This is a genomic window from Bradyrhizobium oligotrophicum S58 (assembly GCF_000344805.1).
Classification (GTDB): domain Bacteria; phylum Pseudomonadota; class Alphaproteobacteria; order Rhizobiales; family Xanthobacteraceae; genus Bradyrhizobium; species Bradyrhizobium oligotrophicum.
Genome location: NC_020453.1, coordinates 1306824 through 1321252, shown reverse-complemented (window position 1 = coordinate 1321252; position 14429 = coordinate 1306824). Strand labels below are relative to the sequence as shown.

The window sequence follows — 14429 nt, the reverse complement described above, 5'->3', positions numbered from 1 at the left end:
TTCGATGGACTACACCGATCGTGGCACGCGACTTTCGCTGCCTGCGGGTGCGGTGGGTGATTTTTCCGCGAGCCTCGCGCGATCGCACAGAACATTCTTATTTCGCGCAGTCCGTTGCGATCTCGGATCGAATGATTCAGCTTGCTGAAGGTTGGATGTCATGAGCGTCGTCGAAGGAGAGGCTTCTGTTCCCACGTCTGCGGACGAACTCAAACGCGCCTTCAGGGACGTGTTCAGTCAGCTCGCATCCGGCGTTTCGGTCGTGACGTTCTGGCGCGGCGGCAACCTCCATGGCTTCACCGCCACATCGGTGACGTCCGTTTCGTTGGTGCCGCCTCGCGTGCTGTTCTGCGTCGCTCAAAGCAGCCGGAGCTACGCCTCGCTCAGCACCGGCATGAGCGTAGGCATATCGATCCTCACCTCCGGACAGCGGGAGCTGTCCGACAGGTTCGCGAGCAAGCTCGCGCCGGGGTCCTACGACGATGTGGAACTTATCGGCGGGACTCATCGTGCGCCGCTGATCGCCGGGGCTCTCGGACATCTCAGCGCGGATATCGTCGACCTGATCCCATCCGGCGACCATGCCATCGTGCTCTGCGACATCCACTCGGCGCAGGCCGCCGGCGGCGGCACGCCGCTGCTCTACCACGCCCGCAACTATCACACGATTCACCAGAGTTCCTGAACCCCGGAGTTATCGCAATGGACAAGTCTATCTTTGCCGCGATGCCAAGTCTGACGCCGACCCTCGGGTTTGCGTCGATGATCGGACTGGGCCTGTTCTCACTCGCCCTGTCCTATGCCGTGAAGACCCTGCTCGTTCGAAACACCCACGACTTCATCATCGCCGACCGCCGCGTCGGCTTCGGCTTCGGCGTCGGCTCGGTGATCGCCGTCTGGACCTGGGCCATGGCGGTGATGATGAGCTCCGCAATGACCTATCAATGGGGCCTGTCCGGCCTGTTCTGGTTCGTGGTGCCCAACGGCTTCGCCGTGATGGCGATGATCCCGTTCGCCCGCATCCTGCGCAAGAACATGCCGGAGGGCTACACGATCTCCGAGTTCATCGAGTATCGGTTCAGCAGGTCGAAAGCCGCGACCGCGATCGTGACCGTGACGATGATCTTCGGCATCATCCTGGAGATCCTGATCAATCTGAAGGGCACGTCCGTCGTCATCTCGACGGTGTTCGGAATCGACTGGAAGGTCGCGACCGTCGTCGGCATCATCTGCGTGCTCGCCTATTCCTATTTCGGAGGATTGTGGACCAGCGTGATGACGGGAACGCTCAACACGCTGATGATCACGGTGCCGGCCGCGATCGTGGTGGCGGCGGTGTATGCCGTGATCCCGGGCGGATCGGAAGCCGTCTTCACAGCAGCGGGCGCCGCCGATGCCCGCAACCTCTCGGTCCTGCGTCCGGACGCGGCCGCAGGTTTCGGCATCACGCTGGCGTTCGGCCTGCTCGCCGCCACGGTCTCGGACCAGACCTTCTGGCAGAAGGTGTGGGCGATCAAGAGCCGTGACGTGGGCCGCGTGTTCCTGTGGTCGGGCGCGCTGTTCTATCCCATTCCGATCTGCCTGGGCATGCTCGGCCTGGTCGGCATTGCCTACGGCCTGAAACCCGCGGATTTCGGCGGCGACATCGTCGCCGTCGGCCCCTACATCGTGTCGCATATCGGCCTCGGACTGACGCTTGTCCTGCTCTACGTGCTCGTCATCCTCGCCGCCTGCTACTCGACCATCGACGGCGCCAGCGCTGCACTGTCCTCCGTCGTCGCCGTCGACATCGTCAAGCGATACTTCCCGCAGACCTCCGAGAGCAACCTGTTCGTGATCACCAAGCTCTCGGTGCTGCTCGGCGGCATCGTGGCCACGCTGATCGTGCTGTCGGGCCTCGACTTCACGACCTTGGTGCTGACGACCTATGCGCTGAAGACCTCGATCCTGCTGCCGCTGGTGCTGTCTATCCTGTGGCCGAAGACCAACATGGTCGGCTTCGTCGGCGGCATTGCGCTGGCCATCGCCGTGGGCATGCCGATCTATGCGACGGCGGGCGAGCTGATAGGGACGCTGTCGATCCTGGCCATCAGCGGCCTCACCGTCGTCATCGCGGGCCTGATCGGCGGCAAGGACTTCGACCTCGCCGGCCTGCGGCGCGTCGGTGACGAAGTCTCGGCGCCGGCCGAATAGTTACGCGGGACGCGCCGAATCCTCGGCGCGCCCTCCCCCTCGATATCCCAAAGGAGCCAGCCATGTACGTCCTGATCACCATCGTCGGCATTCTCGTCACCCTGTTCTTCCTCGCCGGATTCTGGCGCGGCCTGCAGAACGCCATCGCCGAATATCGCAGCGGTGCGCCGGAGCCGACCGATGTTCCCGACTACCAATACGGCAGCCTCGCTGCGCTGTCGGTGATCGCCTCGGCGGTCATCATCGCCGGCGCCGGCTTCAGCCCGGCGATGATCTATGCCGGCCCGCTGCTCGCGCTGGTGACGGCGGCGGGATGCGGACTCGCGTTCTTCGTCGAGCAGAAGGGCGCCTGATCACTAAGACCGAAGTTCATGACCGACTGGATGAGTTCCGGACGCAAGGAGAGCATTGCATGACGACCACCACGAAGAAGAAGGCGCATCTTCTGGGATTCATCCAGCACGGCGTCAACAGCCACGCCACCGGCATGTGGCGCCACGTCAAGGACAAGATCGGCTGGGATTTCGCCCGGCCGGAATACTGGCAGCACATGGCGCGCACCATGGAACGCGGGATGTTCGACGCCATGTTCATCGCCGACGAGCTCGCGCCCTACAACACCCATGAGGACAGCTCCGACGCGATCGTGAAATGGGCGGTGCAGTGCCCGACCCACGAGCCCTCGACCATCGTGCCGATCATCACCGCCGCCACCAGGCATCTCGGCGTCGGCGTCACCCTGTCGACGGCGTTCGAGCATCCCTATTCGATGTGTCGCAGGCTCTCGAGCCTCGATCATCTCTCGGGCGGACGCGTCGCCTGGAACATCGTGTCGTCCTACTCCAAGAGCGAGTGGGACGCTTATGGCCACACCATGACCGAGCGCAGCGGCCGCTACGACCGGCTCGAGGAGTACATGGAGGTCTGCTATCAGCTGTGGGATTCCTGGGAGCCGGACGCGATCATCGCCGACAAGGTTTCGGGCATCTATGCCGATCCCGCCAAGATCAAGGTCGTCCATCACGAGGGCAAATACTACAAGTGCCACGGCCGGCACTTCTGCGCGCCGTCGCCGCAGGGACGCCCGGTGCTGTGGCAGGCCGGCTCGTCCAACCAGGGCCGCGACTTCGCCGCCAAGCATGCCGAGGCGATCTTTGCCGTGCATCCCAACGTCGACCGCATGAAGCAATATGCCAGCGATCTGAACGAGCGGCTCGCCGGCAAGTTCGACCGCAAGCCGGGCTCGGTGAAACTGATCTATGGCCTGCAGACCGTGGTCGCCGAGACGCGCGCCGAAGCGCAGGAGAAATATGCGCGGATCAAGGAATGCATTCCGCCGGAGGGCGCGCTGGCCTGGATGTCCGGCCATTTCGGGCTCGACTTCTCCAAATTCGATGGCGATGCGATCGTGCAGAACATCGAGGTGCCGGGTATCCAGGGCCTGTTCGAATCGATCATCTATGCCAAGGGCGGCGCGCCGGTCACGGTGAAGGAGGCCGCGATGATCTACGCGCAGGGCATGGGCATGCCGGTCGCGGTCGGCACCGCCAAGGACATCGCCGACCAGATGGAGCACTACATGGACGACGGCGGTGCCGACGGCTTCATGCTCGCTGCGACCTACACACCGGGCTGTTTCGAGGAGTTCGCCGATCTCGTCGTCCCCGAGCTGCAGCGCCGCGGCAGGTTCAGGACGCAGTATACGGGCGCGACGTTGCGGGAGAATTTGCTGGAGGATTGACGAGCGGCTCCTCGGACCTGCGCGATCGCCCTTGGTGATGCCGTCATGGCCGGGCTTGTCCCGGCCATCCACGTCGTTCGGCATTTCGAGAGCCACGTGGATGCCCGGGCCTTCGCCGCGCCGAAGCGGCTTCAGCCGCGCAGGCGGGACAAGCCCGGGCATGACGGTGAAACAATTTGCAGTTCGGCCCTTTGATGCGCGCTCACGCGCTCAGCGCACGCATCTCCGCATAAAGATCCGACTTGCCTTCGAAGCCGATGCCGGGAAGATCGGGCATGGTGATGTGGCCGTCGATGACCTTGACGCCATCGGGAAAGCCGCCATAGGGCTGGAACAGATCGGGGTAGCTCTCATTGCCGCCGAGGCCAAGGCCGGCGGCGATGTTAAGCGACATCTGGTGGCCGCCATGCGGGATGCAGCGGGACGGCGACCAGCCGTAGGTCTTCAGCACATCGAGCGTGCGCAGATACTCGCACAGGCCGTAGGACAGCGCGCAGTCGAACTGCAGCCAGTCGCGGTCCGGGCGCATGCCGCCGTAGCGGATCAGGTTGCGGGCGTCCTGATGGCTGAACAGGTTCTCGCCGGTGGCCATCGGGCCGGGATAGTAGTCGGCGAGCGTTGCCTGCAGGTGATAGTCGAGCGGATCGCCGGCTTCCTCGTACCAGAACAGCGGATAGTCGCGCAGCATCTTGGCGTAGGCGATCGCGGTCTCCAGGTCGAAACGGCCATTGGCGTCGACGGCGAGCTGGTTGTTCGGGCCGATCTCGGCGAGCACCGCTTCGATGCGCTGGCGATCCTCGTCGACCGGCGCGCCGCCGATCTTCATCTTGACGACATTGTAGCCGCGCTCGAGATAGCCGCGCATCTCCCGGCGCAGCGCCGAGAGATCCTTGCCGGGATAGTAGTAGCCGCCGGCGGCGTAGACGAACACGCGCGGATCGGCCTTGCGGTCGTGGCGCTCGGCGAGCAGGCGAAACAACGGCTTGTCGGCAATCTTCGCGACCGCGTCCCAGATCGCCATGTCGAGCGTGCCGACCGCGACCGAGCGCTCGCCGTGGCCGCCCGGCTTCTCGTTGCTCATCATCGCCGCCCAGGCCTTGTCGGGATCGATGTTGTCCTTGGTGGCATCCAGCAGCGACGCCGGGTCTGCCTCGAGCAGGCGTGCGCGAAAGCGCTCGCGGATCAGCCCGCCCTGGCCGTAGCGGCCGTTGGAGTTGAAGCCGTAGCCGACGACGGGACGCCCCTGGCGCTCGACATTGGTGATGACCGCGACGAGGCTCGACGTCATCTTGGTGAAGTCGATATAGGCGTTGCGGATCGGCGACGAGATCGGCTTCGTCACCTCGCGGACGTCGACGATACGGACGGTCATTGGTGTTCTCCTGGTCGTGGTCGCACGCGCCGCTTCAGAGCGAGGCGCCTGCGCAGATGGTGATGGTCTGTCCGGTGATGGCGGCCGCCTCGGGCGACAGCAGGAAGGCGGTGAGCGCGGCGACTTCAGTGGGATCGACGAAGCGGCCCATCGGCGGCAGCACCGGCGCGGTGTCGGCGCGGCTCGGATCGCGCAGGAACGGCGTGTCGGTGGCGGCCGGCGCAATGACGTTGACGGTGATGCGGCGCGGCGCCAGCTCGATCGCCCAGGACCGCGCTAGTCCGGTGAGCGCGGCCTTCGTCGCTGCATATTGGCTGCGGCCGGCCGCGCCATTGGCGGTGCGGCTGCCGATCAGGACGATGCGCCCGCCCTCGGTCATATCAGGCGCCAGCGCATTGGCGAGCGCTTCGGCGGCGCCGACATGGACGCGCCACATGCCCTCGCCATTGTCGGGCGCGAGCTCGCCGAGCCGGCCGACGCGCATGTAGCCGGCGGCGTGGACGAGCGCCGTCACACGCTCGATCTCTGCCAGGCGTGCGACCAGCGCATGCGGTTCAGACAGATCGGCCTGCAGACCCTCGAAGCCCGCATGGGTCAACGCCGACGGCGCTCGGTCGATACCGGTCACGTGCCAGCCGCCAGCCAGCAGGCGATCGGCGATGGCGTGGCCGATGCCCGAGCTCGTTCCGGTCACCACCGCGTGGCGGAGACCGGATCTGCTGTCGTGATCCTGGTTGCTCATCCCTTGTACGCAGCCGCCTCGGCCTTGACCTTCACCGCATCGAAGTTGTTGATCTTGTCGATCAGCTCGTTGGTGTAGAGCGCAGCATAGTCCTTGAGGTCCAGCCCGTTCATCGCGGCCTCGGTGCGAAACTCCTGCTCGTTGATCGCGCCCATCTTCGTATTGGCATAAGGCGGCGCATACAGCTTGATACGGCGACTGATCGATTGCAGGACAGCCTTGACCGCCTCGTCCTCGCTGGCGCCGCGCGGCGCGGTCTCTGGATAGAGCTTGAGGAAGGCCTTGGCACCGGCAGCAGGATTGGCGAGCAGGAACTGCGAGGCCTTGCACACCGAGCGGCCGAATCCGATCAGGAGATCCCTGTCCTTCTCGAACGTCGCCGGCATCGCCATCAGGAACTGGCCGCCGACCATCGGGATCGTGGTCGGCCGCGGCAGATAGCTCAGCTCGATGCCGGCAGCCTCGATCTGGCCAAAGCCCGTATCGAAATAGGCGAGCGCATCGATCACGCCGCGCTGCAGAGCGACGCCGGCCGGCGTGCCGTTGCCGACCGCGACCCAGCTCACGTCCTTGTCCGGATCGAGGCCGAGCGCCTTCAGCACGTTCTTGGTGACCGGGTACTCTGTGGCGCCGAAATCGGAGACCCCGATCTTCTTGCCCTTCAGATCGGTGTAGCTCTTGAGCGCGGAGCCGGGCGGGACGGCGATGTCCCACTTGTACGGGTAGGTGTACTGATAGAACATTTTGGCGCCGCCCCATTCGCCCTTGGCGAGCAGCGGCAGCGCCGTCGAGGGCACGCCGACGCCGATCGCCACCGAGCCGCGATCGGTCGCGACCTGGACGTTGGCGTTGGTGCCGAGCGCCTGGACGTCGAGCGAAAAACCTTCCTGCGCGTTGTAGCCGAGCGCCTCGCCGATCACGCAATTGATGACGGTGGCGTTGAGCGCCTTGAGCCCGACGCCGAAGCGGATCTTGCGCGCCTCCGCCGCCATCAGCCTGGCCGGCGCGGCGCTCATCAGCAGCGCCGCGCCGGCGCTGCCCTTCAGGAATGACCTGCGCGAAACCATCTCCCATTCCTCCCTGTTGTCTTATTTCTTGCGGTTGGCGCCCCAGTGCACGACCTTGGCCTCGCACCAGCGCACGATCCCGTGCAGCACGATGCCGAGCACGCCGAGAATGATCAGCGCGGCGAACACCCCGGCGACATCGGAGACGGCCTGGGCCTGGGTGATGACGACGCCCATGCCGCGCTGCGCGCCGAGGAATTCGGCGACGATGGCGCCCAGCAGCGCGTACACCACCGCCATATCAAGGCCGGCGAAGATGAAGGGCGCCGCGTTGGGCAGCTTGACGATGCGATAGGTCTCGAGCCGCGACGCCGACAGCGAGCGCATCAGGTCGATGCGCTCCGGCTCCACGGCGCGCAAGCCCGTGAAGCTGTTGATGAGCACCGGGAAGAACGACAGCAGCGCCGAGATCGCGATCTTGGAGCCGTCGCCGAAGCCGAACCAGATCACGATCAGCGGTGCGATCGCCACCTTCGGCAGGCTCTGCAGCGCGAACGCATACGGCATCACGAGACGCTCGATGGCTTCCACCTCGGCCATCAGCGAGCCGATGACGAGGCCGAGGCCAACACCAATGGCGCAGCCGACGGCGGCATTGCTGAGCGTGCTCCACAGCGGCAGGTAGTAGCCGAGCGGGCTGGCCGGACTGACCGCGAGCCCCGACCACAGCGCGCGAACCACGGCTTCGGGCTTGGGCAGGATGTAGGATGGAATGTTCAGCAGGTTGACTGCGGCGATCCAGCTCAGGATCAGCACGGCGAGACCGATCCAGGCGATCGGCGATCCCAGGCTGACGCGGCGGCGCGGACTTGCCGGCTTCTGAGACATGGCTGAAACGGCGACGTTGGCGAGATCAGTCATGGCCGTGCTCCTGGGCATTCAGCAGCCCGCGGACTTCCTTGGCGAGCCGCGCGTAGTCCGGATGCAGCACGATGTCGTCGAAGGTCCGCGGCCGCGGGATCGGCACGTGGAGATCAGCGAGAATGCGCCCGGGACGCGCCGACATCACGATGACGCGGTCGGCGAGGAAGATAGCTTCGGAGATCGAGTGGGTGATCAGCAGGATGGTCTTGCGGTTCTCCTGCCAGATCCGCTGCAGCTCGAGATTCAGGCGCTCGCGCGTCAGCGCGTCGAGCGCGCCGAACGGCTCGTCCATCAAAAGGATCTCGGGATCGCGCGCCAGCGCACGGCAGATGCCGGCACGCTGCTGCATGCCGCCGGACAACTCGTAGGGATATTTGTCGCCGAAATCGGCAAGGCCGGTGACGGCGAGCAGGCGGTCGATGCGGTCACCTGCCGGCGCGTGCTTGCCGCCGACGCGCAGCGGCAGCCCGACATTGTCGCGCACCGTCATCCACGGCAGCAGGTTGGCTGCCTGGAACACGACGCCGACCTTGCGCGAGGGACCTTCGACCTTCTCGCCGTCGAGCAGCAGGCGGCCGTCGCTGTAGCCGTCGAGGCCCGCGAGCAGACGCAGCAGGGTGCTCTTGCCGCAGCCGGAGGGACCGACGACGCAGACGAACTCGCCCGGCTTGATGTCGAGCGAAATCCGGCTCAGCGCATGCACCGCAGCGCCCGAGGCCGAGACATAGGTCTTGGACAGCTGGTCGATCGCAATCAGCACGCCGTCCGGCGCAGCCGTGGCGCGCCGGGGTGCATTGTCGACATCCATCATCAGCATGAGCGTCCACCCGGAATATTATTGGTTGTTGCCGGTGACGGCCGGGCCAGGCCCGGCCGTCTGTTTGTTGAAAGCTCAGGCCGCGGCCTGCACCGTCAATCCGGCCGCGGCGACCGCGGCACGGATCGCGGCCATCTCCTCGGCACTCGGCGCATGCGTCGGCGGCCGCACGGTGGCATCGCGGATCACGCCGGCGACCTGCATCGCCGCCTTCATGCGGCCATGCGCCTCGCCGGTCGGCTCGCCGCCGCCGTACACGGCGTCCTTGAGCGGATCGATCATGCTTTGCAGCTTCATCGCAAGCTTGAGATCGCCGGCGGTGACCGCTGCGAACAGGTCGTGGATCAGGTCCGGGATCAGCGAAGCGAAGCCGACCAGCGCGCCATCGACGCCCTGCACCATCGATGCCAGCAGATATTCGTCGTGGCAGGTCAACAGCGCCTTGTGCGGCGCCGCCGCGCGGATCGCCTTGATGTCGCGGGCGTACTTGTTCATCTCGCGGGTGCCGATCTTGAACGCCTGGACGTGATCGAGACGGGCGAGCTCTGCGAGCAGCTCGGACGAGAACGAGGCGCGGGTCCAGGCCGGATAGACGTGCACGATCAGCGGCAGCTTCGTGGCTTCACCGATAGCGCTGAAATAGTCCAGGCAGTGCTCGCGCTTGAAGCCGAAGCGCAGCCAGTGATGCGGCGGCATGATGTCGAGCGCGGTGGCGCCGGCCTCCTTGGCCATCAGCGCGTGCTCGATGCCGTCCTTGATGCCCTCGCAGACCACCGAGGAGATGGTCGGGCAGATGCCGCTGAGCGCCTTGGCGACGATGCGCGTCACTTCCGCGCGCTCCTTCGCCGTGAGGCTGAACACTTCGCCCGTGTGGCCGTTGGTCATGATGCCGACGATGCCGCGGCGCTTGCCGAGCCAGGCCGCATAGCGCGACAGCTCGGCCTCGTCGATCGAGTGGTCGGCATTGAAGGGGACGGCGATCGCCGGGATGATCCCCTTGAAGTTGGTCATGACGCTCATGTCGGGCTCCTGGTGAGTTCGGATGTCATCGGTTGGAAACGGTGGCGGTGGCGCCGCCCATGGCTTCGAGCGCACGCGACAATTGCGCCGCGGCTCGGAGCAGTGGGGCCACGCCCATGCGCTCGAACGCTTCGGCCGAGATGCGCATGGTCGGCGCGGCAACGCTGATGGCCGCGAGCGGCACGCCGTCGCGATCGACCACTGGCGCGGCGAGCACGCACAGCCCCGGCGCATTCTCCTGATTGGACAGCGCGTAGCCGGCGGCCTTCACCTGGCGCAGGCGCTGCAACAGCGCGTCGAGATCGGTGATCGTGGTCTCCGTGCGCTTGATGCGCGGCTGCGCTTCGAGCACCTCGATCTGCGTCTCGACCGGAAGCAGCGCGAGCAGCGCCTGGCCGACGGCGGTGGAATAGACCGGCGCGCGGCTGCCGATGCGGACGTCGACGCCGAGCCGGACGAGGCCGGCCTGGATGCGCTCGACATAGACGATGTCGCTGCCGTCGAGCACGGCGAGCGAGGCGGCCTCGTTCATCTCGCCGACAAGGCTGCGCAGGATCGGGCGCGCCTGGGTGCGCAGCTCGGAGCGCGCGATCGCGTTGAAGCCGAGGTCGAGGCATTTGAGTGTGAGGCGAAAGCGCCTAGTGTCGCCGACCTTCTCGACGTAGCCGAGCATCAGCAGCGTGTTGAGCAGCCTGAAGGTGGTGCCCTTGTCGAGCGCGGCGCGGCGCGCGACGTCGGCGAGCACCAGCTCCGGCTCTTCGCTGGTGAAGGCATTCAGCACCTGAAAGCCTTTGGCTAGCGACTGCACGACGCTTTTGCCAGCCTTGCTGTCCTCGTCCACTAGGGAGCTCCGACGTTTCCTGCTTGGCGCCCGTGTTGACGGCGGGCATTTTGATTTGCTAAGGTTCGGATTGCGAACTATAGTTCGTATATTAGAACGCGCGGAGTCGCCGCTGTCAAGCGCGCTCATGCGCCAAGCGCCCGCGGCTTGAAATCCGCGCAGCCAGCATGATCTCTCTCTGAGGGCCGCGACATCTCGCGGCCCTTTGCAGGAGTCCCGCGTGAGCGTCGCATTCACCAAGGAAGAGAGCGCCGAAACGGCGGCCGAGACGCAGCTGCCAGACCGGCCGGTCTCGCCGCATCCGAATCTCGTGACCGCGACCGGACTCAAGGCGCTCGAAGAGCTGCTGCACGAGGCGCAGGCAGCTTATGAAGCGGCGCAGACCATCGAGGACGTCAACGAGCGCAGGCGGGAATCGGCGCTGCCGCTGCGCGACGCGCGCTACTATGCAGCGCGGGTGCGGACCGCACAGGTGATGCCGGCGCCGGCATCGACCGACCAGATCGCGTTCGGCAGCACGGTGACATTCAAGCGCGGCGACGGCCGCGTCCAGACCTACACCATCGTCGGCGAGGACCAGGCCGATCCCAAGCAGGGCATGATCTCCTACGTCTCACCGGTCGCTCGCCTGCTGCTGGGCAAGTCGGCCGGCGACGTCGTGGAGGCGTCCGGCCAGGAGCTGGAGATTCTCAAGATCGCCTGAGGTCGCACGCCGGCAAGGAACGATGCTCAGACTTGGAATCATTTCCGATACGCACGGCCTGCTGCGACCCGAGGCGGTGAGGTCTCTGACCGGCGTCGATCACATCCTTCACGCCGGCGATATCGGCCGGCCTGAGATCGTGGAGCAGCTTCGCTTGATCGCTCCGATCACCGCGATCCGCGGCAACATCGACACGGCGGACTGGGCGAAGGCCTATCCCGAGACCGACACCGTGCATCTCGAGGGCCGGACGTTCTTCCTCGTGCACGATGTCCACGACCTGACAATCGATCCTGCAAAGGCTGGCATCGACGTCGTGATCTCGGGCCACTCGCATCGGGCGCGGGTCGAAACGGTCGACGGCGTGCTCTACCTGAATCCGGGCAGCGCCGGGCCACGGCGTTTCAAGCTGCCGATCACGCTGGCGACGCTCGACATCTCCTCAGGGACCCTGTCGCCGGTGATCCACGATCTCGGCAGCGGCTGACGCAAAGCGAAAGGGCGCCCATGGGCGCCCTCCGCGAACCTCGTATGAGATGCAATGATCAGAAGCGGTCGGCCAGCGCCATGCCGGGATCGCTGAACGAGGGACGGCCGGTCTCGACGTGGCCGGCGACGCGCCGGTAGAAGCTGTCGTCGGTGTCGCTGGTGACGACGAAGTCGTACCAAAGGCCCGACTTGCGCAGCTGCCAATAGAGCTCCCCGTGACGGCCGGGCGACGACACCTTGACGGTCCATGACGTCGAGGGACCGCCATGACTCGGTCCGGGAAAGAAGCTCGGCGCGCCGAAGCCGAAGCCCGGAGCGTCGAAGTCGGGAGCCGACCGGAAGCCCGGCACCGCGCCGAAGCCCACGTGATGGAAGCCGGGCAGCGGACCGAAGCCGGGGCACTGCGGCTCCAGCGCGGCCGAGACCGAGGCGGTGACGGCCTGCAGCGGCCCATAGATCTCGTTGGACTTCACCGTGAAGGTCACGCGGGCATGGCCGTCATTGCGCAGCTGCATGTGCAGGCCGCCCTCGAAGATATTGTAGCCGACGAAGATCTCGGGGTTGGCGGCATTCGGCGTCCTGATCTTGTCGAGGTCACCCTTGAAGTGGCGGTGGAAACCGTTCGGGCCGAGCACCCAGAGATCATAGAGGCCGTCAGTGCCGACGCTCCATTCGTCGTCGATCATCTTGCCGGCCTCGACGGTGTAGCGGCGCGGAATGAGATCGAGGTGCAGCTTGTCGTAGACGTGGAACACGGCCCCGGCAAAGCCGGTGTTGGCGAACAGCAGCTTCACCTTGCCCGCGGTAGCGTCGACCTTCGCGGTGGCGTGCAGGATATAGGGCAGCGGGCGCGAATAGCGCGCGCCGGTTTCCTGGAACAGCGGCTGCGGCGTCGCGGGCGCGACCGGCGCGGGCAGCGTCTTCTGATGCGCGTCGGACGCCTGCCAGTTGCTCTGGTCGGGCAGTTCCGGGAAACGCGGATCGTTCGGGCTGGCGAAGTCGAATGCCGAGGTGAGATCGCCGGACACGGCGCGGTGCCAGGGGCTGATGGCATCGACCTTGATGGCGAAACGCTTTTCGAGGAAGCGGCCGATCGAGGTGTGATCGAACACCTGCGAGTTGATCCAGCCGCCCTTGCTCCACGGCGAAACGACGTACATCGGTACGCGCGCGGACAGGCCCCACGGGCGGACATTGCCGCTGATCGTATCCGCAGCGGTGAGCACATTGCCGACGGTGTTGGAGAAATACTCGCCGTCGAGCGGCAAGGTCGCCTTGCCCATCAGCTTGCCGTTGGCGTCGTAGGACGGCACGGCTGGCGCCGGCAGATGATCGAAGAAGCCGTCATTCTCGTCGAAGGTCAGGAAGAAGACAGTCTGACTCCAGACCTCCGGATTGGCGGTCAGCGCTTCCAGCACCTGATCGGTGAAATTGCCGGCGCGGGTCGGACTGCCGCCGCCGGGATGCTCGGAGTTGGCCTGGGTCGGCAGGATCCACGACACCTGCGGCAAGGTGCCGGCCATCACGTCGGCCTTCAGCCGGTCGAGATAGTCCGGGCCGCCGGTCAGGCCGTGCACGTAGTTCGCATCGCCGGGCTGCGCGTGACGGAAGCTGGAGAATGCCAGACAGCCGTGCATCGCGCCGGTCCAGTTGTCGTTCATGTCCTGATAGATGTGCCAGCTGACGCCGGCCTTGTTCAGGAGATCAGGCAGCGTGTCCCAGTTGAAGTCACTGCCGACATATTTGTAGTTGGCCTGGGGCTGGGGCTGACCGGCCACCCAATTGTGCGGGTTCGGCCAGCAGCGCAAATTGTTGGGCTCGGAATCGTTGGTCGTCGAGTTGATGCCCTGCGCGCGCAGCGCGGGATTGAAGTTGGAGCCGGACCAGAACACGATCCGGTTCGGATCTGTACCCGTCGTAATCGAGGCGTGGTAGGCGTCGCACAGCGTGAACGCCTCGGCGAGGGCGAACTGGAACGGGATGTCGTCGCGGCCGAAATAGCCCATCGCATAGGGTGTCTTGTACTTCGCCCAATAGCCCATCTTGCCCTGATTCCAGGCCGCCTGGCTGTCGCCGAACGAATGCGGCGTGCCGTAGCCGACCAGCGCGTTCGAAGTCGTGGAGTCCCGGTGATAGGGCGGGATCTCGCGGGTGCCGTCGGACTGGAACCAGACCGGCTTGCCGCTTTCGAGCGGGATCGGGAAGCGGTCGCCGAAGCCGCGGACGCCGCGCAGCGTGCCGAAATAATGATCGAACGAGCGGTTCTCCTGCATCAGGATGACGATGTGCTTGACGTCCTGAATGGTGCCGGTCCGGCGTCGCGCCGGAATGGCCAGTGCCTGGCGGATGCTGGCAAAGGCAGTCGCCGCCGTGGCGCCTGCCAGAAAATCGCGACGTGTTGTCATGCTGATACGACCTTTTGAAATCCCAGAGAACGGATTCAGGGTTGGCGGGGCGAGCCCGACCTGCTCCTCCGAACGTCCCTGGGGTAGCAGCGCGACTTGACGTCGCTGTGAATTTTTTATTTATGAAATGAGTCTGAATGAGATTTTCTCAGTACCCGGCGGGGGGTGCAGCGTG

The 14429-nt window shown here is 65.5% G+C and carries 14 protein-coding genes; 6 read left to right on the top strand and 8 right to left on the bottom strand.

The window, feature by feature from the left end; translation table 11 throughout:
- The first annotated feature begins 160 nt into the window (after positions 1-160).
- From S58_RS05675 to S58_RS05660, 4 genes are all read left to right on the top strand, one after another.
- Complete coding sequence (locus tag S58_RS05675) at positions 161-685, top strand: flavin reductase family protein (RefSeq protein ID WP_015664293.1); 525 nt, start codon at positions 161-163, stop codon at positions 683-685.
- A gap of 17 nt (positions 686-702) precedes the next feature.
- Complete coding sequence (locus tag S58_RS05670) at positions 703-2193, top strand: sodium:solute symporter family transporter (protein WP_015664292.1); 1491 nt, start codon at positions 703-705, stop codon at positions 2191-2193.
- A 62-nt stretch (positions 2194-2255) separates the two neighbouring features.
- Positions 2256-2546, top strand: coding sequence for a hypothetical protein (locus S58_RS05665; protein WP_015664291.1), 291 nt, complete (start codon positions 2256-2258; stop codon positions 2544-2546).
- 59 nt (positions 2547-2605) lie between these two features.
- Entirely contained in the window at positions 2606-3934 is a 1329-nt protein-coding gene (locus S58_RS05660; protein ID WP_015664290.1) for an LLM class flavin-dependent oxidoreductase, read from the top strand.
- A gap of 202 nt (positions 3935-4136) precedes the next feature.
- Here S58_RS05660 and S58_RS05655 read toward each other — a convergent pair whose 3' ends face one another.
- The 7 genes from S58_RS05655 to S58_RS05625 form a co-directional block, all read right to left on the bottom strand.
- A complete protein-coding gene (locus tag S58_RS05655; RefSeq protein WP_015664289.1) occupies positions 4137-5306 on the bottom strand; it encodes a mandelate racemase/muconate lactonizing enzyme family protein in 1170 nt (389 codons plus the stop codon).
- A gap of 34 nt (positions 5307-5340) precedes the next feature.
- The gene (locus S58_RS05650; RefSeq protein WP_015664288.1) at positions 5341-6048 is read right to left on the bottom strand and encodes an SDR family NAD(P)-dependent oxidoreductase; all 708 of its coding nucleotides are present in this window, start codon (positions 6046-6048) and stop codon (positions 5341-5343) included.
- Positions 6045-7115: an ABC transporter substrate-binding protein gene (locus S58_RS05645; RefSeq protein ID WP_015664287.1), complete on the bottom strand. Its 1071-nt coding sequence runs from the start codon at positions 7113-7115 to the stop codon at positions 6045-6047. The genes S58_RS05650 and S58_RS05645 overlap by 4 nt, the downstream gene beginning before the upstream one ends.
- A 21-nt stretch (positions 7116-7136) precedes the next feature.
- The gene (locus S58_RS05640) at positions 7137-7976 is read right to left on the bottom strand and encodes an ABC transporter permease (protein ID WP_015664286.1); all 840 of its coding nucleotides are present in this window, start codon (positions 7974-7976) and stop codon (positions 7137-7139) included.
- Positions 7969-8796 carry an ABC transporter ATP-binding protein gene (locus tag S58_RS05635; RefSeq protein ID WP_015664285.1) on the bottom strand — a complete coding sequence of 276 codons (828 nt, stop codon included), beginning with the start codon at positions 8794-8796 and terminating at the stop codon, positions 7969-7971. The genes S58_RS05640 and S58_RS05635 overlap by 8 nt, the downstream gene beginning before the upstream one ends.
- A 75-nt stretch (positions 8797-8871) precedes the next feature.
- Positions 8872-9816 (bottom strand): dihydrodipicolinate synthase family protein, encoded by a 945-nt coding sequence (locus tag S58_RS05630; RefSeq protein ID WP_015664284.1) that lies wholly within the window; start codon positions 9814-9816, stop codon positions 8872-8874.
- A gap of 25 nt (positions 9817-9841) precedes the next feature.
- Positions 9842-10657 (bottom strand): IclR family transcriptional regulator, encoded by an 816-nt coding sequence (locus S58_RS05625; protein ID WP_015664283.1) that lies wholly within the window; start codon positions 10655-10657, stop codon positions 9842-9844.
- 220 nt (positions 10658-10877) lie between these two features.
- On the opposite strand from S58_RS05625, the gene greA reads away from it, so the two are divergent.
- Together greA and S58_RS05615 are read left to right on the top strand one after the other, a co-directional pair.
- Positions 10878-11360 (top strand): transcription elongation factor GreA, encoded by a 483-nt coding sequence (greA, locus tag S58_RS05620; RefSeq protein WP_015664282.1) that lies wholly within the window; start codon positions 10878-10880, stop codon positions 11358-11360.
- Between the two features lie 22 nt (positions 11361-11382).
- Positions 11383-11847, top strand: a complete 465-nt coding sequence (locus S58_RS05615) for a metallophosphoesterase family protein (protein WP_015664281.1) — start codon at positions 11383-11385, stop codon at positions 11845-11847.
- A gap of 58 nt (positions 11848-11905) precedes the next feature.
- Here the strand turns inward: S58_RS05615 and S58_RS05610 are convergent, their stop codons facing one another.
- Positions 11906-14254 carry a phosphocholine-specific phospholipase C gene (locus S58_RS05610; protein ID WP_015664280.1) on the bottom strand — a complete coding sequence of 783 codons (2349 nt, stop codon included), beginning with the start codon at positions 14252-14254 and terminating at the stop codon, positions 11906-11908.
- Positions 14255-14429: the final 175 nt, after the last annotated feature.